Annotated in this window: 25 protein-coding genes and 1 rRNA gene; 13 read left to right on the top strand and 13 right to left on the bottom strand. The window is 53.1% G+C overall.

Annotation, left to right across the window (positions count from 1 at the left end):
- Positions 1-672 (bottom strand): 16S ribosomal RNA (locus VFA_RS20515); the annotation flags it as partial.
- Positions 673-1209: 537 nt separating this feature from the next.
- On the opposite strand from VFA_RS20515, the gene VFA_RS20510 reads away from it, so the two are divergent.
- Positions 1210-1758 (top strand): gamma carbonic anhydrase family protein, encoded by a 549-nt coding sequence (locus tag VFA_RS20510; protein WP_004728799.1) that lies wholly within the window; start codon positions 1210-1212, stop codon positions 1756-1758.
- Here VFA_RS20510 and VFA_RS20505 read toward each other — a convergent pair.
- The 4 genes from VFA_RS20505 to tsaC form a co-directional block, all read right to left on the bottom strand.
- A complete protein-coding gene (locus tag VFA_RS20505; protein ID WP_004728797.1) occupies positions 1751-2017 on the bottom strand; it encodes a DUF1488 family protein in 267 nt (88 codons plus the stop codon). The two genes, VFA_RS20510 and VFA_RS20505, sit on opposite strands and share 8 nt — an antisense overlap.
- Positions 2018-2019: 2 nt before the next feature.
- Entirely contained in the window at positions 2020-2850 is an 831-nt protein-coding gene (gene aroE / locus VFA_RS20500) for a shikimate dehydrogenase (protein ID WP_004728795.1), read from the bottom strand.
- A 61-nt stretch (positions 2851-2911) separates the two neighbouring features.
- On the bottom strand, positions 2912-3826 hold the full coding sequence (gene hemF, locus VFA_RS20495; RefSeq protein ID WP_004728793.1) for an oxygen-dependent coproporphyrinogen oxidase: 915 nt from the start codon (positions 3824-3826) through the stop codon (positions 2912-2914).
- A 19-nt stretch (positions 3827-3845) separates the two neighbouring features.
- Positions 3846-4403, bottom strand: a complete 558-nt coding sequence (gene tsaC / locus VFA_RS20490; RefSeq protein ID WP_004728791.1) for an L-threonylcarbamoyladenylate synthase type 1 TsaC — start codon at positions 4401-4403, stop codon at positions 3846-3848.
- 197 nt (positions 4404-4600) lie between these two features.
- On the opposite strand from tsaC, the gene purE reads away from it, so the two are divergent.
- Together purE and VFA_RS20480 are read left to right on the top strand one after the other, a co-directional pair.
- Positions 4601-5086 carry a 5-(carboxyamino)imidazole ribonucleotide mutase gene (purE, locus tag VFA_RS20485; protein WP_004728789.1) on the top strand — a complete coding sequence of 162 codons (486 nt, stop codon included), beginning with the start codon at positions 4601-4603 and terminating at the stop codon, positions 5084-5086.
- Positions 5087-5089: 3 nt separating this feature from the next.
- Positions 5090-6223 (top strand): 5-(carboxyamino)imidazole ribonucleotide synthase, encoded by a 1134-nt coding sequence (locus tag VFA_RS20480; RefSeq protein WP_004728787.1) that lies wholly within the window; start codon positions 5090-5092, stop codon positions 6221-6223.
- A 33-nt stretch (positions 6224-6256) separates the two neighbouring features.
- Here the strand turns inward: VFA_RS20480 and VFA_RS20475 are convergent, their stop codons facing one another.
- From VFA_RS20475 to VFA_RS20460, 4 genes are read right to left on the bottom strand one after another with little or no spacing between them, the layout of a single operon-like run.
- Positions 6257-6835, bottom strand: a complete 579-nt coding sequence (locus tag VFA_RS20475; RefSeq protein ID WP_004728785.1) for a DNA topoisomerase family protein — start codon at positions 6833-6835, stop codon at positions 6257-6259.
- Positions 6836-6860: 25 nt separating this feature from the next.
- Positions 6861-7337 (bottom strand): DUF494 family protein, encoded by a 477-nt coding sequence (locus VFA_RS20470; protein ID WP_004728783.1) that lies wholly within the window; start codon positions 7335-7337, stop codon positions 6861-6863.
- A 2-nt stretch (positions 7338-7339) separates the two neighbouring features.
- The gene (gene dprA / locus VFA_RS20465) at positions 7340-8455 is read right to left on the bottom strand and encodes a DNA-processing protein DprA (protein ID WP_004728781.1); all 1116 of its coding nucleotides are present in this window, start codon (positions 8453-8455) and stop codon (positions 7340-7342) included.
- Entirely contained in the window at positions 8455-9573 is a 1119-nt protein-coding gene (locus tag VFA_RS20460; protein ID WP_004728780.1) for a LysM peptidoglycan-binding domain-containing protein, read from the bottom strand. Before VFA_RS20460 ends, dprA begins: the two co-directional genes overlap by 1 nt.
- A gap of 139 nt (positions 9574-9712) precedes the next feature.
- On the opposite strand from VFA_RS20460, the gene def reads away from it, so the two are divergent.
- The 6 genes from def to VFA_RS20430 are packed head-to-tail and all read left to right on the top strand — an operon-like array spanning position 9713 to position 15992.
- Positions 9713-10225: a peptide deformylase gene (gene def, locus VFA_RS20455; RefSeq protein WP_004728778.1), complete on the top strand. Its 513-nt coding sequence runs from the start codon at positions 9713-9715 to the stop codon at positions 10223-10225.
- A gap of 18 nt (positions 10226-10243) precedes the next feature.
- A complete protein-coding gene (gene fmt, locus VFA_RS20450) occupies positions 10244-11191 on the top strand; it encodes a methionyl-tRNA formyltransferase (protein WP_004728777.1) in 948 nt (315 codons plus the stop codon).
- 50 nt (positions 11192-11241) lie between these two features.
- Positions 11242-12522, top strand: coding sequence for a 16S rRNA (cytosine(967)-C(5))-methyltransferase RsmB (gene rsmB, locus VFA_RS20445; protein WP_004728775.1), 1281 nt, complete (start codon positions 11242-11244; stop codon positions 12520-12522).
- A gap of 60 nt (positions 12523-12582) precedes the next feature.
- Positions 12583-13959 (top strand): Trk system potassium transporter TrkA, encoded by a 1377-nt coding sequence (gene trkA, locus VFA_RS20440; protein ID WP_004728773.1) that lies wholly within the window; start codon positions 12583-12585, stop codon positions 13957-13959.
- Positions 13960-13971: 12 nt separating this feature from the next.
- A complete protein-coding gene (locus VFA_RS20435) occupies positions 13972-15417 on the top strand; it encodes a TrkH family potassium uptake protein (RefSeq protein WP_004728772.1) in 1446 nt (481 codons plus the stop codon).
- A gap of 8 nt (positions 15418-15425) precedes the next feature.
- The gene (locus VFA_RS20430) at positions 15426-15992 is read left to right on the top strand and encodes a DUF3157 family protein (protein ID WP_004728770.1); all 567 of its coding nucleotides are present in this window, start codon (positions 15426-15428) and stop codon (positions 15990-15992) included.
- On the opposite strand, the gene trhA is transcribed toward VFA_RS20430, so the two are convergent.
- Together trhA and VFA_RS20420 are read right to left on the bottom strand one after the other, a co-directional pair.
- The gene (trhA, locus tag VFA_RS20425) at positions 15989-16633 is read right to left on the bottom strand and encodes a PAQR family membrane homeostasis protein TrhA (protein ID WP_004728768.1); all 645 of its coding nucleotides are present in this window, start codon (positions 16631-16633) and stop codon (positions 15989-15991) included. The two genes, VFA_RS20430 and trhA, sit on opposite strands and share 4 nt — an antisense overlap.
- A gap of 89 nt (positions 16634-16722) precedes the next feature.
- Positions 16723-17514 (bottom strand): sporulation protein, encoded by a 792-nt coding sequence (locus VFA_RS20420; protein ID WP_004728765.1) that lies wholly within the window; start codon positions 17512-17514, stop codon positions 16723-16725.
- A 597-nt stretch (positions 17515-18111) separates the two neighbouring features.
- Between VFA_RS20420 and VFA_RS20415 the strand changes: the two genes are divergently transcribed.
- The 4 genes from VFA_RS20415 to VFA_RS20400 all read left to right on the top strand — a co-directional run bounded on the left by VFA_RS20415 (position 18112) and on the right by VFA_RS20400 (position 21723).
- Positions 18112-18378 carry a YihD family protein gene (locus tag VFA_RS20415; protein ID WP_004728762.1) on the top strand — a complete coding sequence of 89 codons (267 nt, stop codon included), beginning with the start codon at positions 18112-18114 and terminating at the stop codon, positions 18376-18378.
- 259 nt (positions 18379-18637) lie between these two features.
- Positions 18638-20062 carry a cytochrome c oxidase accessory protein CcoG gene (gene ccoG / locus VFA_RS20410; RefSeq protein WP_004728760.1) on the top strand — a complete coding sequence of 475 codons (1425 nt, stop codon included), beginning with the start codon at positions 18638-18640 and terminating at the stop codon, positions 20060-20062.
- Between the two features lie 44 nt (positions 20063-20106).
- Positions 20107-21093 (top strand): serine/threonine protein kinase, encoded by a 987-nt coding sequence (locus tag VFA_RS20405; RefSeq protein ID WP_004728758.1) that lies wholly within the window; start codon positions 20107-20109, stop codon positions 21091-21093.
- Between the two features lie 30 nt (positions 21094-21123).
- Positions 21124-21723 carry a thiol:disulfide interchange protein DsbA/DsbL gene (locus VFA_RS20400; RefSeq protein WP_004728756.1) on the top strand — a complete coding sequence of 200 codons (600 nt, stop codon included), beginning with the start codon at positions 21124-21126 and terminating at the stop codon, positions 21721-21723.
- 39 nt (positions 21724-21762) lie between these two features.
- On the opposite strand, the gene VFA_RS20395 is transcribed toward VFA_RS20400, so the two are convergent.
- A complete protein-coding gene (locus VFA_RS20395; RefSeq protein WP_004728755.1) occupies positions 21763-22656 on the bottom strand; it encodes an acyltransferase in 894 nt (297 codons plus the stop codon).
- 103 nt (positions 22657-22759) lie between these two features.
- Complete coding sequence (locus VFA_RS20390; RefSeq protein WP_004728753.1) at positions 22760-24283, bottom strand: YifB family Mg chelatase-like AAA ATPase; 1524 nt, start codon at positions 24281-24283, stop codon at positions 22760-22762.
- Positions 24284-24433 lie beyond the last annotated feature (150 nt).

Here is a 24433-nt window from a genome sequence, read left to right as displayed (position 1 = left end):
ACAGTACTCTAGCCTGCCAGTTTCAAATGCAATTCCGAGGTTGAGCCCCGGGCTTTCACATCTGACTTAACAAACCACCTGCATGCGCTTTACGCCCAGTAATTCCGATTAACGCTCGCACCCTCCGTATTACCGCGGCTGCTGGCACGGAGTTAGCCGGTGCTTCTTCTGCAGCTAACGTCAAAGAATACCGCTATTAACGATATCCCCTTCCTCACTGCTGAAAGTACTTTACAACCCGAAGGCCTTCTTCATACACGCGGCATGGCTGCATCAGGCTTGCGCCCATTGTGCAATATTCCCCACTGCTGCCTCCCGTAGGAGTCTGGACCGTGTCTCAGTTCCAGTGTGGCTGATCATCCTCTCAGACCAGCTAGGGATCGTCGCCTTGGTGAGCCCTTACCTCACCAACTAGCTAATCCCACCTGGGCATATCCTGACGCGAGAGGCCCGAAGGTCCCCCTCTTTGAGCCGAAGCTATCATGCGGTATTAGCCATCGTTTCCAATGGTTATCCCCCACATCAGGGCAATTTCCCAGGCATTACTCACCCGTCCGCCGCTCGCCGCCCAACAAATCCCCCGAAGGTTCAATGTTGTCGCTGCCGCTCGACTTGCATGTGTTAGGCCTGCCGCCAGCGTTCAATCTGAGCCATGATCAAACTCTTCAATTTAAGATTTTGTGGCTCAATGAATACTGACTTCAAATTACCTTAGTAATTCAAAGCTATTATCGTTCCAACAGAACGATAATGAATTGACTGTGCCGATACCGAAGTATCGATTGGTCACTCAGTTCATTGATACCTAAGTTGATTCTTTAGAATCATCTTCGATTATCATCAACGAGTGCCCACACAGATTGATAGGTTTATATTGTTAAAGAGCTTTCTTCCTGCTTCAGCGACTGAGTCACCGTGGAAGAGGCGGCCATTTTAGCGAGATAAACTGTCGTGTCAAACACTTTTTTCAGTTTATTTTCGCGAGCTTTTCAGCTCTGAAAATGACCTTGCTGAACTACCGCTTTCGTTTCTTTCGAAGCTTTGCCGTGTCAGCGAGGGGGCATTATAGAGATCGAGTTCACATTGGCAAGCGCTTTTTCACGTTTTTTTTGATTTTTTAATTGTTTGACTGTTTTTTATTCGTCACAGGTTATTTCTACTACTATTTCTCTTTTACACTGCCCTGAACAGCCCAAATAAGGAGGCGTCATGAGCGCAATTCGTAGTTATAAAGGTATCACTCCGCAGATTGGTGAACGTGTCTATATCGATGAAAGTTCAGTTCTGGTCGGCGACATTCAGCTTGGCGATGACGCCAGTGTTTGGCCATTGGTCGCTGCGCGCGGCGATGTGAATTACATCGAGATCGGCGCGCGCACCAATATTCAAGACGGAAGTGTGTTGCATGTGACGCATAAGAATCACGAGAATCCCGACGGCTATCCGTTGATTATCGGTGAAGACGTGACCATCGGGCATAAGGTCATGCTACATGGCTGCACGATTCACGACCGTGTATTGGTGGGCATGGGCACCATTGTGCTGGATGGCGTCGTCATCGAGAGCGATGTGATGATTGGTGCCGGCAGTTTAGTTCCGCCGGGAAAACGGTTAGAAAGTGGTTATCTTTATATAGGTAGTCCGGTGAAACAGGCTCGTCCCCTCAATGAAAAAGAAAGAGCCTTTTTAGTGAAGTCGGCTGAGAACTACGTCAACGGTAAAAATGACTACCTCATGCCCGTTGAGAATATTAGCTAATCACGTCGATTTGCCCGCGCTGGTTGTAGTCTTCTTCTTCAATCAGCGCTTCCGCTATTTCTTCCAAATCAAAACGCAGTGTCTGAAAAATGGCTAAAGCCTGTTGCTCACCATCAATTGGCTGTGCCGCCAGACGGCTGAGTTCGGCCAGCGTCACCACACACTCAATCAGCGCACCAGCTTGTTGCGCCGGAAACACCACGGCTTGCAGCTCCTCATTCCAAGTTTGCATATCCGGAAATAAGATCGATTGGTTCATGATTAACCTTCTAAATTTTTGCGCAGTTCACGCAGAATCTGTTTCGTCCCCGGACGTAAACCGCGCCACAACATAAAGCTTTCTGCCGCCTGCCCCACCAGCATCCCCAAACCGTCATACGCTTCAGCGCAACCACTGTCTAATGCCCATTGGTTGAAAATGGTGTGACCTTTGCCATACATCATGTCGTACGCCACACTGGTCGGCTTGAAAATCGCGACGGAAATGTTTGGAAGGGCGCCATCCAGACTGGCCGACGTCGAGTTGATGATGACATCAAAACCAGAATTCAACTGCGCCATTTCCACAGCGTTCACCTTACCGTACGGCGCAAAACTCTCGGCTAGCTGTTGCGCTTTGGCAAAGGTGCGGTTCGTAATGGTCACGCTGGCGGGCTGTTTATCTAATAAAGGCTTAAGCACACCACGCGCCGCGCCGCCGGACCCAATCAACAGAATTCGCGCGTCTTGCAACGGCACCTGATGCAGCATCAGATCCTGCACCAGACCTTCACCATCCGTGTTGTCCCCCAGAATGCCGCCATCATCGAGTTTTTTGAGCGTGTTAACCGCGCCAGCCAGTTGCGCCCGTTCCGTCAGCCGCGTGGCAAACGTGAACGCCGCCTCTTTAAATGGGACGGTGATGTTGCACCCTTTACCGCCATGAGCAAAGAAATCTGTCGCGGCTTGCACAAAACCATCCACGGGCGCGAGTTGCGCGGTGTAGGTCATGGCCTGATTGGTTTGACGGGCAAATAAGGTATGAATGAAAGGTGATTTACTGTGGCCGATCGGGTTGCCGAACACCGCATACTGATCGTGTTGAAAATCCATGTTCCTGCCTGAAATAAAAGAAGGTCGCTGTATGCGACCCTATCACTCACTACTGGCGCTGTCACCACTCGCGCGGTACTAAAAATTGCTGTAATTCCGCTTCGGCGCTCCCCGCCTGTGGCTGATAACGGTATTCCCAGCGCGCCAACGGTGGCATCGACATTAGAATCGACTCGGTGCGACCACCCGATTGCAGGCCAAACAGCGTGCCACGGTCAAAAACCAAGTTAAATTCGACATAACGGCCACGGCGGTAAAGCTGGAACTCGCGTTCGCGTTCACCATACGGGGTCGCTTTGCGGCGCTCAACAATCGGCAGATACGCCTGCGTGTACCCTTCGCCGACCGCCTTTATATAGTCAAAACACTGCTCAAAGCTCCACTGATTGAGATCATCAAAGAACAACCCACCGATACCGCGAGTTTCCTCACGATGCGGCAGGTAGAAGTAACGATCGCACCACGCTTTATGCTCAGCGTAGACTTCATCACCAAACGGCGCACACAGCGCTTTTGCCACACGGTGCCACTCATGACAGTCTTGCTCAAACGGATAGAAAGGCGTGAGATCAAATCCACCGCCAAACCACCAAATCGGCGCCTCACCCTCTTTTTCCGCAATGAAAAAGCGCACATTTGCGTGCGAAGTCGGTACGTACGGGTTATTGGGGTGCATCACTAATGACACGCCCATGGCTTCAAAGCGGCGCCCGGCCAGTTCGGGACGGTGCGCAGTTGCCGATGCGGGCATCTGCTGACCTGCCACATGGGAGAAATTCACCCCACCCTGTTCAAACACGTGGCCGTTGCGCATCACACGCGTGCGACCGCCGCCGCCGAGCTTTTCGCCTGGTTCACGATGCCAAGCATCTTCTTCAAATGTGGCACCGCCATCGACGGCTTCCAACTGCTGGCAAATGCTGTCTTGTAGCGACAACAGAAATTGTTTGACGGCTTCTTTATTGATGGTTGGCATCGTTACTTCCTTTGTTGACTTAGCCTTGTCTCAAAACCTGGAGCGTTTTGGCATCGCGAATTTCACTAGGCTTATTACGACCACCCGTTTCGCCTTGCAGAATCGCCACCAGCTGATCACCGAGTTGCTGTTCGACTTCCTGCGTGGTCATGCACGGCGGCAGGCCCGACAGATTCGCGCTGGTTGACGTCAGTGGTTTGCCATACGCCAAACACAGCTTCTGCACCAACGGATGATCGGTCACGCGCACGGCGATGGTATCAAACTGGCCGCTCACCCAATGCGAGACACGCTCGCTGGCTGGCATGATCCAAGTCACCGGCCCCGGCCAAGTCGATTGCACTCGCTCCAACTGCTCTTGCGTCAGTTGGCTTTCATCAACATAAGGCAGCAGTTGTTGGTATGAGGCCGCGATCAGAATCAAGCCCTTCTCGACCGGACGCTGTTTGAGTTGCAGCAACTTTTCAATCGCCTGCGGATTGTCCGGATCACACCCGACACCAAACACACCTTCCGTGGGATAAGCGATCACTTCACCGGACTGCAACGCTTGCAGTGTATGTTCAAAATTATTCACCAGAGTTTCCTAAATTGAGCTGACTTTCTTATTTTCGGCCTAGTGTACAAATTATCCGGCGCAACGGCTAAATCTAATTCGGGATAAATTATACCGCCACGCTTTCAATCACCGCGCAAACGTTTGCTTGAAAGCAAAATCCCCGTATAATGCGCGCACAAACGCTCACTTAATTATAACGCTTGAAGGAGTTTGAGATGACCGTCGGCATTATCATGGGTTCAAAATCGGATTGGCCAACCATGAAGCTTGCAGCAGAGATGCTGGATCAATTTGGTGTTGCTTACGAAACCAAAGTGGTTTCCGCGCACCGTACCCCTCAACTTCTGGCCGATTACGCCACCAGTGCCAAAGAGCGTGGACTAAAAGTGATCATCGCTGGCGCTGGCGGCGCCGCGCACCTTCCCGGCATGACCGCTGCATTCACCAGCCTCCCCGTGCTGGGCGTTCCGGTGCAGTCACGTGCGTTATCGGGACTCGATTCCCTTTATTCTATCGTGCAGATGCCCAAAGGCATCGCGGTTGGCACGCTGGCAATTGGTGAAGCGGGCGCCGCAAATGCAGGGTTACTGGCCGCGCAAATCATTGGTGCATTCGATGAAAGTGTGATGGCAAAAGTGGAAGCGTTCCGCGCCGCGCAAACCGAAGCCGTACTGGCTCACCCAAACCCAGCCGAGGACTAATCCATGCACATATTAGTCTTAGGTTCCGGTCAACTCGCGCGCATGATGTCTCTGGCCGGGGCACCGCTCAACCTTGACATTTCCGCCTTTGACGTCAATACCCAGAACGTGGTGCATCCGCTGACTCAGGCGGTGCTGGGCCATGGTTTGGAACAGGCAATTGCCGGTGCGGATGTGATTACCGCTGAATTTGAACACATTCCTCACGATGTATTGGCCGTGTGTGAGCGCAGCGGAAAATTTCTACCAAGTACCGACGCGATTAAAGCCGGTGGCGATCGCCGTCTGGAAAAAGCGCTGCTAGACAACGCCGGCGTACGCAACGCCAAATATGCGGTGATCACCAACCGCGCTGAATTTGATGCTGCGATTGATGACGTCGGCATTCCCATGGTGCTGAAAACCGCCTTGGGTGGTTACGATGGCAAAGGTCAATGGCGCCTCAAAACTCCACAAGACAGCGACGCAATATGGGCCGACATGGCACAAGCACTGGCGGCATCTGAGCATCAGGCGATTGTAGCGGAAGAATTCGTGCCCTTTGACCGCGAAGTGTCACTGGTCGGCGCGCGTGGCAAAGATGGCGAGATCGCGGTCTATCCACTGGCCGAGAATGTGCACGTGAATGGCGTCCTCAGCCTATCGACTGCGATTGATGCGCCAGAATTACAGCAGCAAGCGAAACAGATGTTTACCGCCGTGGCTGAAAGCCTGAATTACGTTGGCGTGCTGGCGCTGGAGTTTTTCGACGTTCAGGGGACGTTGCTGGTCAATGAAATTGCGCCGCGCGTGCACAACTCTGGTCACTGGACACAGCAAGGCGCAGAAACCTGTCAGTTTGAAAATCATCTGCGTGCGGTGTGTGGGCTACCATTGGGGAGTACCAAACTGGTTCGCGAAACGGCGATGATTAACATCCTGGGTGAAGACACCTTGCCCGAAGCGCTACTGGCGATGGAAGGCTGCCACATTCACTGGTACGGCAAAGACAAACGTCCCGGACGCAAAATGGGCCACATCAACGTCACTGCAGATTACAGTGGCGAATTGCAGCGTAAACTATGTCAACTGGCAGCAGTTCTCGATCCCAAAGCTTTTCCGGCGGTGCAGGCCGTCGCTCAGCAAATCAAGCACTAACCCCAGCATTTCATACGGACAAAAACGGCGCAATTAAGCGCCGTTTTTTATTTCCGTTTGGGTGTGACCGCATTTTTTATCGGCACACTGATACTTGGTGCCATTGGCGAGTTTCTTTTCAATCAGCAACGGATAACCGCACGCCTCGCATTGCCCCACCATGGGTGGTTGATTGAGTGCAAACTTGCATTTGGGAAACGCATCACAGGCATAGAACACTTTCCCAAAGCGGTTTTTGCGTTCAACCAAATGACCTTTACCACAATCCGGACAGGGGATTTGCGTTTCCTCGGCCTGCGCCTGAGGCGCTGTATCAAATGATTCGATGTGGTGACACGCTGGGTAATGACTGCAGCCAATAAACATGCCGTAACGTCCCTGACGCAACACCAACTCATGCCCACATGCTGGACACGGCACACCCAGCTCTTTGATGATGTGACCATCGTTTTGATGCAGGGGTTTGATGAAGTCGCAGCCGGGATACTGGCTGCACCCAAGAAAAGGACCGTGTTTGCCGTGACGCAGTTGTAACGCTGCGCCGCATTTTGGACACGGTTCTTGCGTCAGCGCCTGTGCTGAAAATAACTGGTGATCAATTTTACCGCTCATGGGGACTACTCACGCGCCGATCTGCTTAATGCACAATACCTTGCTCTTTGCTGTACAGCAGCTCTTCCATTAGCGTGTAAGCATTTTCATTCCCCGGCACGTTAAACAGCACCATCAGAATGATCCACTTCAGGTCATCGAGTTCAAACTCATTGGTTTCCAAGCCCATGACACGATCAATCACCATTTCACGCGTTTCAGGCGTCAGCACTTTGATCTGCTCAAGGAACATCAGAAAACCACGCGATTCGGTATCCAAACGCTCCATTTCTTGTGCGGTATAAATACGCACAGAGGTCGCCGCGCTGGTTGCGATCGCGGAATGTGCATCAGTCTGCTGCAACGCAGCCAGCTCTTCTAACCAGTGAAGGGCTTTATAGATGTCTTTTTGGTGAAATCCCGCTCGAAGCAGTTCATCTTCGAGTTCATCTTGATCCACTTGTAACTCTGCATCGCTATGGATGTAAGTTTCAAATAGATACATCAGAATATCCATCATCATAGCTAGCCCCTCCCCTTACGAATATAGCCACCGGAAACTGCAACAACATGCCCTGAAAGCTCAAGCTCCAGGAGCTGCATCATGACATCCTGGACAGGTATATGGGTCCTGTTTGCAAGAATATCAACTGGTGTAGCCTCTTCCCCTACGTTAGCTAACAGCTCGGGAAATGGCAATTCTTCTTCGTGATATGAGCAAGAAAAAAGTTCTGTCTGCTCAGGTTGTGACTGATTTCGGCGCCAATCCATCATGGGACCAACCTCATCGAGTATGTGGTCGATGTGCTGAACCAGACACGCGCCTTGCCGAATCAACTGGTTACTGCCATGGCAATTGGGATGACGAATCGAGCCTGGAACCACAAACACCTCGCGGCTCTGTTCAACAGCGTAACGCGCGGTGATGAGCGAGCCACTTTTCTCGGCCGCTTCCACCACCAGAACACCCAACGACAAGCCACTAATAATACGATTGCGACGCGGAAAGTGATCAGGCCTCGGTTTGGCATCCGGGCGAAACTCCGACACCACCGCCCCACTGGCCATAATCCGCTCCGCCAACGTGCGATGACGCGCCGGATAAATACATCCCAACCCTGAACCCAATACCGCGATAGTTTCGCCGCCCGCTTTCAGGGCGCCATCATGGGCATAACCATCGATGCCCAGCGCCAACCCACTGGTGACCACCAAACCATGTTCGACCAGTTGCGCAGCAAATTGATGAGCGATGTGTTGACTGTCGATACTGGCATTGCGGCTGCCCACAATCGCGATTTGTGGCGCGCACAGCGTGTCAAGTCGACCGGCCACAAACAGCACCGGAGGCGCTGCGGCAATCTCTTTTAATCGCGCCGGATAATGGGCATGAAATGGGGTCACGATGTGGCGATGTTCCGCTTGCTGACACCAAAGCAGGCAAGCATCAACTTCACGATCCGCTTGCTGCTGTAGGTAGTCAATCTGATGGGCTTTGAGCCCGGCCGCTTCGCCTTCTCGACCCAGCTGTTGTTTGAGATCATGTAACGCATGGCGGCTGGCCAAACGCTGTAATCGATGCATTCCCAATTGGGGGGCAAAGCTAAATGCCAGCCACGCCGCCAGATCACGTTCTAGCATTAACTCGCCGGCTCAGCGTGGGGCACGCTTGCCGCCACGTCCAAATCCGCCACCTCAGGCGCCACCGCCAACACGGCGGTATCGATCGGCTCACGGCTTTCCGTGACCAACGCCAGACTAAACGCAGCATAAGGACGAATCACCATCAAGCTGCCAATGGGGTGGGCAGGCAATGCCACCTCATCATCGCCGCGCTTGGCCTCGTAGCGATACTGACCATCATCCGCGTACACCGAGACACCTGCGCGATAGAGCGTAAACATGCTGCCCTGCACCAACGCATCATTCGTGCCTTTGTCGATCACCACCACATCATGTTGCCCGGCATACTGACTGCCTTCAAGCGCGCCAAGAATACGGGCTTGCAACTGAGTCGGCGCTGGTTGCGGGAAAAAAGAGGTGGTGAGGTTGAGGCTTTCCAGCCCCGTTTCAGGCAAGACAATGTCATTGACGCGAATTTCATGTCGTAATTGACGCACCCGCAACGCGCTGGTGTTTTGGTCGCTTTCACCCAGCTCGGCAGTGGCAATTAAGCGCATCGCCGTCATCGCCTGATCGTCTCGAACAAACTCGGCCATCGGTCGGTAAATCCCCCAATGCGCATGCGTTTGTGGGCCAGGAATGTACACGGCCTCAGCTGCCGTGAGGTATTGTCGCCCATCGCCCGCCCCCATCACACGCAAGCTTTGGGTCAGCGCTGCGCTGTTCACTAAGCGGTCATTTTGCAAATACGGCAACAAGAGCCCTTCATCCACTGCAGGCAAGGATTGTTTTTCCACCACACGCACTTTGGGGCTCAACGTCACCATCGGTTTGAGACTCAACACTGGCTGGCCGTCGCGCCAAATCAAGGTCAGTTTATCGCCGGGATAAATCAAATCTGGATTGTGGATCTCGGGGTTGATTTGCCACAAACGCGGCCACAACCAAGGGCTGTCGAGATACAACGCCGAAATGTCCCATAAGGTGTCCCCTTGAACCACGGTGTAGGTTGTCGGCGCATCTTTTTTCAACGCCAATGGCGGGGCAGGCTGCGCCCAAACGCTCAATGAAGCCAACCAAACGGGCCATAATCGGGGGGATAAAATAGAGGCGAAACGGCGTGTCAGTTTACGCATGACCTTGCTTCCCTGGTCGAAAGAATTAAGAAGGATTCGGAGAAATCTCGCAGGATGCTGTCATTTAGGTCATAAAATGTCTAGAATTGAGCCAACAAGCGTTAAGCTGTTTCGGCACAGTTCAATTTTTCGAGTGTATATGTCTGTATTACAAGTATTAACATTCCCTGATGATCGTCTTCGCACCGTTGCTAAGCCGGTTGAGAAAGTCACCCCAGAGATTCAGAAGATCGTCGACGACATGATTGAAACCATGTACGACGAAGAAGGCATTGGCCTTGCTGCAACTCAAGTGGATGTTCACCAGCGCATCGTCGTGATCGACATTTCAGAAACCCGTGATGAGCCGATGGTGCTGATCAACCCAGTGATTCTGGAAAAACGCGGTGAAGACGGTATTGAAGAAGGCTGCCTGTCAGTACCTGGCGCCCGTGCGCTGGTTGCACGCGCTGCTGAAGTTACCGTCAAAGCCTTGAATCGTGATGGTGAAGAGTACACCTTTGACGCCGACGACTTGCTCGCGATTTGTGTTCAGCACGAGCTGGACCACCTAGAAGGCAAACTGTTTGTCGACTACCTATCGCCACTCAAACGCAAGCGCATCAAAGAGAAGCTGGAAAAAATCAAACGCTTCAACGATAAGAATCAATAAGCATACAGAGAGGTTACCTTGAGCCAATCATTACGTATTGTCTTTGCAGGTACTCCGGATTTCGCCGCCCGTCACTTGGCGGCGTTATTGTCTTCGGAGCACGAGGTGATTGCGGTTTACACTCAACCTGATCGCCCAGCCGGCCGCGGTAAAAAACTCACCGCCAGCCCGGTCAAACACCTGGCGCTCGAGCACAACATTCCGGTCTATCAACCCGAAAATTTCAAATCGGATGAAGCCAAGCAAGCGCTGGCATCATTGAATGCCGACATCATGGTCGTTGTCGCGTATGGCTTGCTCTTGCCTAAAGCCGTCTTGGATACCCCAAAATTGGGTTGTATTAATGTGCACGGTTCTATTCTGCCACGCTGGCGCGGCGCCGCACCGATCCAACGCTCGATTTGGGCGGGGGATGCAGAAACGGGCGTGACCATCATGCAGATGGATGTGGGCCTTGATACCGGTGATATGCTCAAGATTGCCACGCTGCCGATTGACGCCTCTGACACCAGCAGTTCCATGTACGACAAGCTGGCAGAATTGGGTCCACAAGCCTTGGTTGACTGCCTGAGCGACATCGCGCAAGGCACAGCGGTTGCCGTCAAACAAGACGACGCACTGGCGAACTACGCGCAGAAGTTGAGTAAAGAAGAAGCCAAGATCGACTGGACACTGAGCGCGCAAGCGATTGAACGTTGCGTACGAGCCTTCAATCCATGGCCGATGAGCCATTTTTCAGTGGCCGAGAATCAGATCAAAGTGTGGCAAAGCCGCGTTGAAACGGGCAACAGCACACACGCGCCGGGCACCATCATCCAAGCGGATAAAACCGGCATTTATGTCGCGACTGGCGAAGGCATTCTGGTGCTGGAAAGCCTGCAAATCCCAGGCAAAAAAGCTCTGCCGGTGCAGGATATTCTCAACGCCAGAGCCAGCTGGTTTCAGGTTGGCACTCAACTGAATTAATTTCACGGCCCTACAGCGTAGGGTCGTTCCTTTTTGTATTAGGTTTAACTATGAATGTTCGCGCTGCAGCCGCTCAGGTTCTGTTTCAAGTTGTTGATAAAGGTCAGTCTTTGTCGATGGCGCTTCCGGCGGCTCAACAAAACATCCGTCCTCGCGATCACGCGCTGCTGCAGGAGATCTGCTACGGTGCGCTGCGCTATTTGCCACGTTTGGAGTCAATCGCCAATGCGTTGATGGACTCGCCACTCAAGGGCAAACAACGTGTGTTCCACCATCTAATTTTGGTCGGCATTTACCAACTGAGCTTTATGCGGATTCCACCGCACGCGGCCGTGGGTGAAACCGTTGAAGGCGCTCAAGATCTCAAAGGCCCACGCTTGCGTGGTCTGATCAACGCCGTGCTGCGCAACTACCAACGCAACCAAGATGCGTTAGATACCGAGGCGATGAGCCACAATGCGGGCAAATATGGCCACCCAAGTTGGCTGCTCAAATTGCTGCAAAACGCTTACCCACAGCAGTGGGAAGCGATTGTTGAAGCCAACAACAGCAAAGCGCCGATGTGGCTGCGCGTCAACCACCAGCACCATGAGCGCGATGCCTATCAAGCGCTGCTCAATCATGAAAACATTGATAGCAGTGTGCATTCGCAAGCACATGACGCATTAAAATTGGCCGCACCGTGCGATGTGACGCAACTGCCGGGCTTTGCCCAAGGTTGGGTGTCGGTACAAGATGCCGCGGCACAGCTGGCGTTACACTATTTGCAACCGCAAGACGGCGAACTGATCCTGGATTGCTGCGCCGCACCCGGTGGCAAAACTGCGCACATTCTGGAACGGACCCACGGGTGCGACGTCGTGGCGATTGACTGCGATGACACGCGCCTCAAGCGTGTGCATGACAACCTCAAGCGCTTGAACCTGAGCGCAAAAGTGGTGTGCGGCGATGCGCGTTACCCAGAACAGTGGTGGCAAGGCGGTCAGTTTGATCGCATTCTGCTCGATGCGCCGTGTTCAGCAACGGGCGTGATTCGTCGTCACCCAGACATCAAGTGGCTGCGTCGCGGAGAAGATATTGCGGCATTAGCGGAGCTGCAACGCGAAATTCTCGACGCAATGTGGCAACAGTTGAAACCGGGTGGTACTTTGGTGTACGCAACGTGTTCAATTACACCGCAGGAAAACGTACTGCAGGTGAAAGACTTCTTAGCGCGCACATCGAACGCGCAGCTGGTGGGATCAGAGCTCGACAATCCGGGCCGCCAGATTCTTCCTGGTGAAGAGGATATGGACGGTTTCTACTACGCCGTGCTGACAAAACAAGCGTAAAAAACGATGCAAAGGCAGCTCTCGAGCTGCCTTTGGCGTGCAATCACAAGAGAATAAGGTATGAAAATCATCATTCTTGGTGCAGGTCAGGTCGGCGGCACGCTGGCGGAAAACCTGGTCGGAGAAAACAACGACATCACCGTCGTGGATAAAAACAGCGACCGTCTGCGCGAACTACAAGATAAATATGATTTACGCGTGGTGAACGGCCATGCCAGCCACCCGGATGTGCTGCGTGAAGCTGGCGCACAAGACGCCGACATGCTCGTGGCCGTGACCAACACCGATGAAACCAACATGGTCGCCTGCCAAGTGGCATTCACGCTGTTTAACACGCCAAACCGTATCGCCCGCATTCGCTCGCCCGAATATCTGGCCGAGAAAGAAGCCTTATTCCAATCCGGCGCGGTTCCGGTCGATCACCTGATCGCTCCAGAAGAGCTGGTGACCAGTTACATTGAGCGTTTGGTGCAATACCCCGGCGCGCTGCAAGTGGTGAGCTTTGCTGATGAAAAAGTCAGTCTGGTGGCGGTCAAAGCCTATTACGGTGGTCCGTTGGTGGGCAATGCTTTGTCAGCACTGCGAGAGCATATGCCGCATATTGACACACGCGTCGCCGCGATTTTCCGCCAAGGACGCCCGATTCGCCCGCAAGGCACCACCATTATTGAAGCGGACGATGAAGTGTTCTTCGTCGCCGCCAGCAATCACATTCGCTCGGTCATGAGTGAACTGCAACGCCTAGAAAAACCGTATCGCCGCATCATGATTGTCGGCGGTGGCAACATCGGGGCGAGCCTAGCGATGCGTTTGGAACACAGCTACAGCGTCAAACTGATTGAGCGCAACTATCAACGCGCTGAACAGCTGTCGGAAGAGCTGGAAAACACCATCGTATTCTGTGGCGACGCGGCCGATCAAGAGCTGTTGACCGAAGAGAACATCGATCAGGTCGACGTATTTATTGCCCTGACCAACGAAGATGAAACCAACATCATGTCCGCCATGCTGGCCAAACGCATGGGCGCTAAAAAAGTGATGGTGCTGATTCAACGCGGTGCGTACGTTGAACTGGTGCAAGGGGGCGTCATCGACGTCGCCATTTCACCGCAACAAGCCACGATTTCAGCCCTGCTGACGCACGTTCGTCGTGCCGATATCGTCAACGTGTCGTCCCTGCGCCGCGGCGCCGCCGAAGCGATCGAAGCGATTGCGCACGGCGATGAAACCACCTCCAAAGTGGTGGGTCGTGCGGTGGGTGATATCAAACTGCCACCGGGCACCACCATTGGTGCCATCGTGCGTGGCGAAGAAGTGCTGATCGCCCACGATCGCACGGTCATTGAACAGGACGATCACGTGGTGATGTTCCTCGTCGACAAGAAATACGTGCCTGACGTGGAAGCCCTGTTCCAACCGAGTCCGTTTTTCCTATAGGTTGTTGGCGTTATGCTGAATTTACGCCCCATCATGTTTGTTATTGGGTTGGTTTTATCCAAACTGGCCCTGTTCATGTACGTGCCCACGCTGGTGGCTTTTTTCACCGGGACCGGCGGCTTTCTCGACTTCGCACAAGCGGTGATCATCACCCACATCGCGGCGTTTATCTGCCTGTCGATTGGCCGAACGTCGAATTTCCGCCTCAGTGTGCGCGACATGTTCCTCATCACCAGTTTGGTATGGACCATCGCCAGTGCGTTCGCGGCGTTGCCGTTTGTGTTCATCAATCACATCAGCTTTACTGACGCTTACTTCGAGACGATGTCTGGCATAACCACTACTGGTTCCACCGTGCTGAGCGGCCTCGACACCATGGCGCCCAGTATTTTGCTGTGGCGCTCCATCTTGCAATGGCTTGGCGGGGTTGGGTTCATCGTGATGGCGGTGGCGGTATTGCCGATGCTCAACGTGGGTGGGATGCGCCTGTTCCAAACCGAATCCTCCGACTGGTCCGATAAAAGCAGCCCACGCGCTAAAACTGTGGCAAAAAACATTGTGGCGGTGTATCTGGTGCTCACCGGGCTGTGCATTGTCGGTTACATGCTGACGGGCATGCGATTGTTTGACGCGATTAACCACGCCTTCACCACGCTGTCTACCGGTGGTTACTCAACCTCTGACGGCTCCATGAACCATTTCTCCAACGGCTCGCATTGGGTTGCAACGCTGTTTATGTTCCTCGGTGGTCTGCCATTTCTGCTGTTTGTGACGGCTCTGCGCAAACGCCGTCCACAAGAGCTGTTCAAAGATGCACAAGTCCAAGGCTTCTTCCTGCTGTTTATCATCAGCAGCCTGATCGTCGCCTTCTGGCTTCACTTCAATAACGGCTACGCAATGTTGGATGCGCTGCGCGTATCGATGTTTAACATCGTCTCGGTGGTAACCACCACGGGGTTTGGCTTGGATGACTTTACCGCTTGGGGCGCCCTGCCCAGTACGCTGTTTGCGTTTTTGATGATGGCAGGGGCGTGTTCCGGTTCCACTTCGGGCGGGATTAAGATTTTCCGTTTTCAGATCTGTTTTGCGCTGCTCAAAAACCAGATGATGTGCTTGATTCATCCCTCTGGCGTGTTCGTGCAACGCTACAATCAGCGCCCAGTGAACGAAGATATCGTGCGCTCAGTGGTGGCGTTTGGCGTGACGTTCATCATCACGATTATTCTCATCGCTGGCGCATTGTCAGTCATGGGGCTTGACCCAACCACCAGTATTACGGGAGCAATCACCGCCGTGGCCAACGTTGGCCCGGGGATGGGAAGTGTGATTGGCCCAACCGGTAACTTTGCTCCGCTGCCTGACGCAGCGAAGTGGATTTTAAGTTTTGGTATGTTGATGGGGCGTTTGGAAATCCTCACCATTTTGGTGTTGTTCTTCCCTGCGTTCTGGCGACGTTAAGGATACAGATGAAAAACCTAATCACGTTGATGATGGCAAGCTGGGCACCACTTGCCCTGGCGAGCGAAGTGGTCACGCTACAAGATGGCCGTCACGTACAACTGAACGATGACTTTACTTGGCAATACGTGCAGCCGGTCGCCCCCACCGTCCAGCCCAGCGACACAGCGGTCGTGGCCGCCGCACCCGTGATCGCAGCGCCGCTGGTTAAAGCGCAGCGCGCCAGCATGATTGAGCTCGGCAGCGACAAACCGACCCTGCAACTGAGCAATTCTGGCATCGACATTGTGCTGGGCAGCGCGCGCTATCGTGATGGCCGCTTAGTGCTTCCCACCGCGATCACCAACCAGAGCAGCCAATCGGTGATCAACATTGAACTGAAAGTTGAAATTCTGGATGAGCAAGGCCAAGTGCTCGCCACACAAACCAGCACCATTTGGCAGTCGATCAAACGGATGGCCGACACCTACCTGCGCCCGCAGGCCTCAGTGGCCGGCAAAGCCATTGAAGTGAACGTGGCTGAAGCGCCGCGCTATCAAATTCGCGCCAGCGTGAACCAAGTCGAGACCCGTTAAACCGGGTCGATATAGAGGTAGATCGCCAGAAAGTGGCAAGCGCATCCGGCCAAAACAAACGCATGCCAAATGGCATGATTGTACGGAATGCGTTTCGCCACATAGAAAATCACGCCCAGCGAATACACCACCCCGCCCGCAGCCAGCAAGGTTAACCCACCCACATCCAGATTCAGGGCCAGCTGATAAATCACAATCAGCGACAACCACCCCATGATCAGATAGGTCACCAGCGATAAACGCTTAAAGCGGTACACAAACGCAATTTTCATGATGATGCCAAACAGCGCAATCAGCCAGATCACGATCATCAGCCCAAACGCCAACGGCGTGCGCAGGCTGACCAACAGAAACGGCGTGTAACTGCCGGCAATCAAGAGATAAATCGCGCAGTGATCAAAGGTTTTCAACCACCGTTTGGCGTTTTGATGCGGGATCGCATGATACAGCGTCGAGGCAAGAAACAGCGCAATCATGCTGCCGCCGTAAATACTCATGCTGGCCAAAGTCAGCGCATCCGCCCGGTGATCCATCGCTTTGACCAACAATAGGACCAAACCGACAATCCCCAGAATGAAGCCGATGCCATGGCTGATCGCATTGGCAACTTCTTCTTTGACGCTATAAGCAGTACTCGACATACGATTTCCCAATCCGTGCGATAGTTCGGCGCTAGTATGGCACATTCAGCGTACACATGTAAGCCAGAAGTTTCACGCCGATGTTCACCTTAGGAATGGCTATCTAGAAACTGCAATACGCGTTCACCCGCCTGCGTTGGCGACAAGGTGCAGGGGAGCGTCAACTGACGTTTCAGCTCGCCTTTACCCAGCAAGCTGGCCAACATTCCCGTCGCGCCATGTTGAAAACGGTCGATCTCAAACCACATCTGCAACAGGTCTTTATCGCGATAAGCCACGATTTCCAATTCACGCCAGCGACCATGAAACGGGCCGTCGGTGGGCACAAATTCAAACTCCTGCACAAACGGCAGCGCAAACCCTTTGGCGGCTTCGCACTCCACTTGGCGCAGGCGTAATCCTTGCGCTTCCAAGGCGGTAAAAATGCCATCCATGAATGGATCCGGGCGGACGGTGAGCATGTCTTTGTCCGCCGGATCGATCGCCATGGCGATATCCAACCCGGTTTCGAGCCACACTTTGGCATCGCCAATGGTGACGGGCGTGTTCCATGGCACCACAAGCTCGACGTCAAAATCGCGCGTCTCTCCCGCAGCAATGGTAAATGCATACGGCAACGACCAACTGGCCAGCGTGTGCGCTTGCGGCATGCGACGCGTGCTGCCGCCCTCTTCACGGCCCCGTGCCATGGTCACTTCTGCGATGTAACGACAGCAGAGTTTGAGTTCGATGTTATCGATCGCTTGCGCTGTGGCACCTCCGTACACGTGAATGGTCACTTTGACCGTTTGGCCCGGGATCAAGGCTTCCTGCTGCAAGACGGAGTCGACTTTCGCCGAACCGATGCCAAAACTGGCGAGGGTTTTCTTCAGAAATGACATACACACCTCCTGTTGTTGAGCGCCCAGTGTAAAGCGGAAAAGATTGCGAACACAATGGCGATTCTCACACACCACAAGCATTTCTTTAACATAAACATTGGTTAACTATCGATCATTTGCAAACTTGGTGCTACTCTAACTTCGATATGCATGCATATCGTTATTCCTGAGTCATTATTTGGATTGGCGTTCGCCAGAATGAGCCATTCTTCTTCATTTTTGTTCAGATGCAGAAGAGCAACTCATAATGATTCAGGCCATTACATCGGCAATGGATATGCCTGACCGTTAGGTTACTGAATGCGCCCAACAGCTGTCAGGTTTTCGCACACTAACCGTAGTGCAATGCGCCGTCGCAGTGGTTTTGCTGCTGCACCGGTTGCGAAAAAAATCGCGCCCGCGCCTACTCTTGTCGAGAAAAATGCAGTCTCTGCATCGCCAGAAACAAAAGTGGTCCAGGCCGCTTAATTAAAAAGCGCAGCTTACCCTGCGCTTTTTTCTTGTCCTCAATTTGAGTGTGTCGCCCCTTCACCGATTGTATTCCGTGCGCAATTTGATACCTTTACACCAAACCATTACAAAAAATGTGGAGAAAGTATGAAGTGTCATCGCGTCGAAGAATTGTTGCAATTGCTGGAGCCAGAATGGCATAAAGATTCCGAGCTGAATCTGATCCCGTTTATCTGCAAACTGGCCGCGGAAGCCGGTTACCAAGGCCCGCTGGAAGAGCTCACGGATGATGTATTGATCTACCATCTCAAGATGCGCAACAGCGCCAAAGATGCGGTCATTCCTGGCTTGAAAAAAGACTACGAAGACGATTTTAAAACCGCGATCCTCCGCGCCCGTGGCATCATCAAGTAATCTCATCCTCATTATGCAGAGCGGCCCATGGCCGCTCTTTTTTTATCCGCAATGTTAATGATAACTGGCAAAAATGTAAGGATATTTGTTGTTAAAGGTTGATTGCGTTAAAGAAATAAAAATGTGATTGCCGCTATAATCACCACTTTATGAAGCAACCATACTCCCCTGCTGCGCCATTTGCGTATGACGGGTTAAGCCATGTCAAAAAGAGTGTGATCACCAGAAATCGCACCATGATGCCCAAAAGGATAATTTGATGAGTCAGGATAAGATCGACATCAAAGATGTGACTCCGAAAGTCTTTAACCCAAAGACCCACAAGGGTCAGGAAGGCGACCGATTCAACCCGAGCAATCGCATTTACGTGCGCGAAAGCAAAGGAACCTACCAGAAACTGCGCCGTTACGGCGGCTGGTTTCTCTTGTTGCTGTTTGGTTTGATTCCGTGGATCTCCTACGGCAACCGCCAGGCCATATTGCTCGACCTCGGTCATCAGCAGTTCAACTTCTTTGGCACCACCTTATACCCGCAGGATCTAACCCTGCTCGCGCTGCTGTTTATGATCGCCGCGTTCGGCCTGTTCTTTATCACCACCTTTTTAGGCCGCGTGTGGTGTGGTTACTTGTGCCCGCAAACCGTATGGACTTTCATGTACATCTGGTTTGAAGAGAAACTCGAAGGCAGCGCCAACAAACGCCGCAAGCAAGACGGCAACAAAATGACCGCCAATTTGGCGATGCGCAAAACCGCCAAACACATCGCTTGGTTTGCGATTGCGTTGGCGACCGGGTTTACCTTTGTCGGCTACTTTGTGCCAGTGCGCGATTTGGTGATCGATTTCTTTACCTTCAACGCCACCTTCTGGCCGGTGTTCTGGGTGATGTTCTTCGCCATCTGCACTTACGGCAACGCGGGGTGGATGCGCTCGATTATGTGTATTCACATGTGCCCGTACGCACGCTTCCAATCGGCGATGTTCGACAAAGACACTTTCATTGTGGGTTACAACACCGAACGGGGTGAACAGCGCGGCCCGCGTTCACGCAAAGCCGATCCCAAAGCGCTCGGCTTGGGTGACTGCATTGACTGTGATTTGTGCGTTCAGGTGTGTCCAACCGGTATCGATATTCGTGACGGCCTGCAATATGAGTGCATCAACTGCGGGGCCTGCATTGACGCATGTGACACCACCATGGCACGCATGGGCTACGATAAAGGCTTGATCAGCTACACCACCGAGCACCGCTTGTCGGGCAAACACACCAAAGTGATGCGGCCGAAACTGCTGGGTTATGGTGCGGTGTTACTGGTGATGATCGGCTTGTTCTTTGCTCAGGTGGCCGCGGTGGATCCGGCCGGGCTCAGTGTGATTCGCGACCGCAGCCAGTTGTTCCGCACCAACAGCTCCGGCGAGATTGAAAACACCTACACCCTCAAGGTAATCAACAAAACGCAGCACATCCAAACCTATACGCTCGATGTCAGCGGTCTGACCGACGTCTCGTGGTACGGCAAGCAAACGGTGCAGGTCGAACCGGGCGAAGTGCTCAACCTGCCGATGAGTTTGGGGGTCAAACCTGACAATCTCAGCTCTCCGGTTGCGACAATTCAGTTTATACTCACCGATGACAGCAACCAATTCACAATGCAAGTGGAAAGCCGATTTATCAAAAAGCTTTAACACTCGACATGGAAAAGGGCTCAGCAATGAGCCCTTTTTAATCAATGACACAAGCAAATTTTCAGTTTGATGCCCTGACGCCCGATTTTATGTGGTACGCCTTAGAGAGCATCGGTATTCGCGCCGAATCAGGATTTCTGGCACTCAACAGCTACGAAAACCGCGTGTATCAGTTCAGCGATGAAGATCGCCGCCGCTTCGTGGTCAAGTTCTACCGCCCGCAGCGCTGGAGCATCGAACAGATTCAGGAAGAGCACGACTTTGCACTGGAGCTGGCCGAGGCCGAGATTCCACTCGCCGCGCCACTGGTGATCAACGGCGCGTCACTGCACCATTATCAGGGGTACCATTTTGCGCTGTTTAACAGCGTCGGCGGCCGTCAGTTTGAAGTCGACAACGAAGAACAGCTGGAGTGGGTCGGACGCTTTCTCGGCCGCATTCATAAAGTGGGCGCGAGTAAAACGTTCCTGCATCGCCCGACCATCGGGTTAGACGAATACCTGTATCAACCGCGCGCGCTGCTGCACAACGCGCAATGCATTCCCATGCATCTGGAAAACAGTTTTTTCCACGATCTGGATCTGCTGATCAACCGCATTGAGCAGCATTGGCAACCGAATCAAGCGTTGATTCGCCTGCACGGCGACTGCCATCCCGGCAATATTTTGTGGCGTGACGGCCCACTCTTCGTCGACCTCGACGATGCGCGCAATGGCCCTGCGGTACAAGATGTGTGGATGTTGCTCAACGGCGAGCGCAGCGACAAACTGATGCAACTGGATCTCGTGCTAGAAGGCTATCAAGAGTTCTGCGATTTTAACATGAATCAATTGAAACTTATCGAGCCGCTGCGCGGTCTACGAATGGTGCACTACATGGCATGGTTGGCAAAACGTTGGCAAGATCCAGCCTTTCCGCTCGCCTTTCCTTGGTTTAATGATCCAAAATACTGGGAGAGCCAGGTGCTGGCATTCAAAGAACAAATCGCGGCATTGGAAGAGCCACCGCTCTCTCTGATGCCACAATGGTAACAAGCCTTCAAAGTAATAATGGAGTTCACAATGAAAAAGCTGTTTGCACTGGTTGCAACCCTGATGTTAAGCCTGTCGGCCCATGCCGCACAGTTCAAAGAAGGGGTGCATTACAAAGTGCTCGACCTAGAACCGTCCGCGAAACCGAGCGTGACCGAGTACTTCTCGTTCTACTGCCCGCACTGCAATGCGTTCGAGCCGATCATGTCTCAGTTGAAAAAAGAGCTGCCTGAAGGCGTGAAACTGCAAAAAAACCACGTGTCATTCATGGGCGGCAACATGGGTAAATCGATGAGCAAAGCTTACGCGACCATGATTGCACTGAATGTCGAAGACAAAATGATTCCGGTGATGTTTAACCGCATTCACACCATGCACAAAGCACCGAAAAACGATGCCGAACTGCGCCAAATCTTTGTCGATGAAGGCATCGACGGTGCGAAATTCGACGCGGCTTTCAACGGGTTCGCGGTGGATTCAATGGTGCGTCGCTTTGACAAGCAGTTCCAAGACAGCGGCCTGACTGGCGTGCCGTCGGTGATCGTCAACAATCACTACTTAGTACAAGCCCAAGGCGTGAAATCAACCGACGAATACTTCGCGCTGATCAACTTCCTGCTGGGTAAGTAAGTTCAACACATTGCAAAAGGGAGCCACTGGCTCCCTTTTTTATGCATCGGATTTTGGCGCATACAGCGTGCGTAACAGCTGGTCTTTCTCTTGCCATAGCTGCCCCAACCACTGCTGAAACTGGCGTTTGTATGGTTTGTCATGAAAATAATCACCGCGCACCTGTGCATCGACTGGCAACACGCGAATGCGCACCACAATGCGCGTCATGCGGCCCATCAACATGTCGCGAAAGGGTTTCTCGGTGTTGTCCGGATAAGCCAGCGTGACATCAATGATATTGGAAAACTGTTCTCCCATCGCCGCCAGCGTATAGGCAATGCCGCCGCTTTTGGGCATCAGCAAGTGGTGATACGGCGAGCGCGTCGCGCGCTGTTTGTGCACCGTGAAACGCGTACCTTCAACGTAATTCACCACCGTCGTCGGGTGAAATTTAAACTTTTCGCATGAGCGACGCGTGGTCGCCAAATCTTGACCACGTTTGTGGGGATGGCGCAGTAAATATTCGCGCGAATAGCGACGCATAAACGGCATGTCCAGCGCCCAACAGCTCATGCCGACAAACGGCACGTACAGCAGTTGCTGTTTGAGGAAAAATTTCGGCATCGGAATGCGGTCTTTGAACACGCAGCACAGCACCACAATATCCGTCCAACTGAGGTGATTGCTGATCATCAAATACCAGCCCTGCTGATTCAGGCCTTCCCCGCCCTCAATGTCCCACTCGACCCGATTCGACATCGATAAAATACGCGCATTGAGCGTTGCCCACAGCCACATCGCTTTGTCTGCCATTCGAGTGGCCAGGACTTTCAGTTTCGGTGTGGGCAGCAGCACTTTGATCAGCGCAATCGCACAGATCAGCAGCGAACTGAAGGCCGTATTGAGGATCACCAGCACAATATTGAGCACAAGCAGAAGGTAAGCAAGCATAGAATTTATAGGAATCAATGAATTGAGTAAAAAAACAGCGGGCCATTATACGCGCTTGCCCGCTGAAAGAAATACACAAGCCAAAGGTCAGCGCACTGCGCGCCTAGACGGACTGGGCGGTCAGCTGCTTGAGTAACCGATCCATGGCGCGATAACCGAGCGCTTCGGCCAGATGCGCACGCTGAATGTGTGCTTCGCCACTGAGATCGGCGATGGTGCGTGCCACCTTGATGATGCGATGATAGGCGCGAATCGATAACCCCAAGCGATGCAATGCATTTTCCAGAAACTCCGCATCCGGCTGACTGAGCGGACAGTAAGTTTCAATTTCACGACTGTGGAGCAGCGCATTGACTTTCCCACTGCGCGCCAGCATGGTTTCACGCGCGCGAAAGACCCGCGCCTGCACCACTGCCGTCGGTTCACCGCGATCGCCGCCGTGTGACAAAGTGCCTTTGGGCAATGCCGGAATTTCGATCGACATATCAAAGCGATCCAGCAGCGGCCCCGACAAACGGCTCAAGTAACGCAAAATCCCCTGCGGATTCACCCGCGCCTGATTGCCTTCGTAATACCCGGTCGGGCTCGGATTGAGCGCGCCAACCAACTGAAACCGTGCTGGGAACCGAGTTTTACCCTGCGCACGCGAGATAATGATCTCGCCCGATTCCAATGGTTCGCGCAGCGAATCGAGCACTTTGCGTTCAAACTCCGGCATTTCATCTAAAAACAGCAACCCATTGTGGGCGAGCGAAATTTCTCCGGGGCGAGGAATCGAACCGCCGCCCACCAGTGCAGCCATGGAACTGGAATGATGCGGCGCGCGAAACGGGCGCTGTTTCCAGTTGTGCTGATTGATTTCTTGTTGCGTCAACGAGGCCACCGACGCAGTTTCCATCGCCTCGGCTTCGGTCATCTCCGGCAGCAGGTCGCACAACCGCGAGGCCAACATGGTTTTGCCCGTGCCCGGCGGGCCGAGAAACAGCAAATTGTGATTGCCTGCCGCCGCGATCTCCAACGCGCGCTTCCCCTGCTGCTGACCAATGATGTCCTGCAAGTCGCGCTCGCGCGGCGCGCTAGCGGCGTGCGCGTCACTTTGAAACAGCGACAACGTCTGCTGGCCGCACAAGTCAGCGCACACTTCAAGTAACGTGCGCGCCGATTTATGTTGCTCTTGCCCCACCAACGCGGCTTGATCGCCATTGTGATGAGGCACCACTAAACTGCGCTGCGCTTGATTGGCAGCCAGCGCCGCAGGCAGCACGCCTTTGACGCTGCGAATTTCCCCCGACAGTGCCAATTCCCCAATGAACTCATGATCGCTCAGTTTGGGCAGCGCTATCTGATCCGAAGCGGCCAAAATACCGAGCGCGATCGGCAAATCAAAACGGCCGCCCTCTTTGGGCAGATCGGCGGGAGCTAAATTCACCGTAATGCGTTTGGCGGGAAATTCAAATTTGGAGTTGATGATGGCGCTGCGCACGCGATCGCGGGATTCTTTGACGGTGGTCTCGGGCAAACCGACCAACGTAAACCCCGGCATGCCGTTGCTGATGTGCACTTCCACCGTCACAGCCGGCGCCTGTACCCCAATGCTGGCGCGGCTGTGAATAATTGCGAGTCCCATGACGTTCCTTCGTTACTGATTAAAAACCATTCACCGCACCGATTGAGCTCAGCTGCGGGTGACGACAGTTGTTATATAACGCGGCGGGTTAAAACGAGAATGTGAAAAAAGAATGACTTTTTTCTTGTCATGTAACAGAGATGTGTGTTA

Origin of the sequence: Vibrio furnissii CIP 102972 (assembly GCF_000176175.1) — a bacterium.
GTDB lineage: Bacteria > Pseudomonadota > Gammaproteobacteria > Enterobacterales > Vibrionaceae > Vibrio > Vibrio furnissii.
The sequence above is the reverse complement of the archived record's forward strand: the minus strand, read 5'-3'. Positions and strand labels throughout refer to the sequence as shown.

What these genes read in the sequence shown, in the direction of transcription:
- VFA_RS20460 (WP_004728780.1), bottom strand. Translation starts at nt 9,573, where the DNA reads ATGCGTAAACTGACACGCCGTTTCGCCTCTATTTTATCCCCCCGATTA.
- rsmB (WP_004728775.1), top strand. Translation starts at nt 11,242, where the DNA reads ATGAATGTTCGCGCTGCAGCCGCTCAGGTTCTGTTTCAAGTTGTTGAT.
- VFA_RS20470 (WP_004728783.1), bottom strand. Translation starts at nt 7,337, where the DNA reads ATGATGATGGATATTCTGATGTATCTATTTGAAACTTACATCCATAGC.
- VFA_RS20420 (WP_004728765.1), bottom strand. Translation starts at nt 17,514, where the DNA reads ATGTCATTTCTGAAGAAAACCCTCGCCAGTTTTGGCATCGGTTCGGCG.
- ccoG (WP_004728760.1), top strand. Translation starts at nt 18,638, where the DNA reads ATGAGTCAGGATAAGATCGACATCAAAGATGTGACTCCGAAAGTCTTT.
- hemF (WP_004728793.1), bottom strand. Translation starts at nt 3,826, where the DNA reads ATGCCAACCATCAATAAAGAAGCCGTCAAACAATTTCTGTTGTCGCTA.
- VFA_RS20390 (WP_004728753.1), bottom strand. Translation starts at nt 24,283, where the DNA reads ATGGGACTCGCAATTATTCACAGCCGCGCCAGCATTGGGGTACAGGCG.
- purE (WP_004728789.1), top strand. Translation starts at nt 4,601, where the DNA reads ATGACCGTCGGCATTATCATGGGTTCAAAATCGGATTGGCCAACCATG.
- aroE (WP_004728795.1), bottom strand. Translation starts at nt 2,850, where the DNA reads ATGGATTTTCAACACGATCAGTATGCGGTGTTCGGCAACCCGATCGGC.
- VFA_RS20505 (WP_004728797.1), bottom strand. Translation starts at nt 2,017, where the DNA reads ATGAACCAATCGATCTTATTTCCGGATATGCAAACTTGGAATGAGGAG.
- VFA_RS20475 (WP_004728785.1), bottom strand. Translation starts at nt 6,835, where the DNA reads ATGAGCGGTAAAATTGATCACCAGTTATTTTCAGCACAGGCGCTGACG.
- dprA (WP_004728781.1), bottom strand. Translation starts at nt 8,455, where the DNA reads ATGCTAGAACGTGATCTGGCGGCGTGGCTGGCATTTAGCTTTGCCCCC.
- VFA_RS20480 (WP_004728787.1), top strand. Translation starts at nt 5,090, where the DNA reads ATGCACATATTAGTCTTAGGTTCCGGTCAACTCGCGCGCATGATGTCT.
- trhA (WP_004728768.1), bottom strand. Translation starts at nt 16,633, where the DNA reads ATGTCGAGTACTGCTTATAGCGTCAAAGAAGAAGTTGCCAATGCGATC.
- VFA_RS20400 (WP_004728756.1), top strand. Translation starts at nt 21,124, where the DNA reads ATGAAAAAGCTGTTTGCACTGGTTGCAACCCTGATGTTAAGCCTGTCG.
- trkA (WP_004728773.1), top strand. Translation starts at nt 12,583, where the DNA reads ATGAAAATCATCATTCTTGGTGCAGGTCAGGTCGGCGGCACGCTGGCG.
- def (WP_004728778.1), top strand. Translation starts at nt 9,713, where the DNA reads ATGTCTGTATTACAAGTATTAACATTCCCTGATGATCGTCTTCGCACC.
- VFA_RS20415 (WP_004728762.1), top strand. Translation starts at nt 18,112, where the DNA reads ATGAAGTGTCATCGCGTCGAAGAATTGTTGCAATTGCTGGAGCCAGAA.
- VFA_RS20435 (WP_004728772.1), top strand. Translation starts at nt 13,972, where the DNA reads ATGCTGAATTTACGCCCCATCATGTTTGTTATTGGGTTGGTTTTATCC.
- VFA_RS20405 (WP_004728758.1), top strand. Translation starts at nt 20,107, where the DNA reads ATGACACAAGCAAATTTTCAGTTTGATGCCCTGACGCCCGATTTTATG.
- VFA_RS20430 (WP_004728770.1), top strand. Translation starts at nt 15,426, where the DNA reads ATGAAAAACCTAATCACGTTGATGATGGCAAGCTGGGCACCACTTGCC.
- VFA_RS20510 (WP_004728799.1), top strand. Translation starts at nt 1,210, where the DNA reads ATGAGCGCAATTCGTAGTTATAAAGGTATCACTCCGCAGATTGGTGAA.
- VFA_RS20395 (WP_004728755.1), bottom strand. Translation starts at nt 22,656, where the DNA reads ATGCTTGCTTACCTTCTGCTTGTGCTCAATATTGTGCTGGTGATCCTC.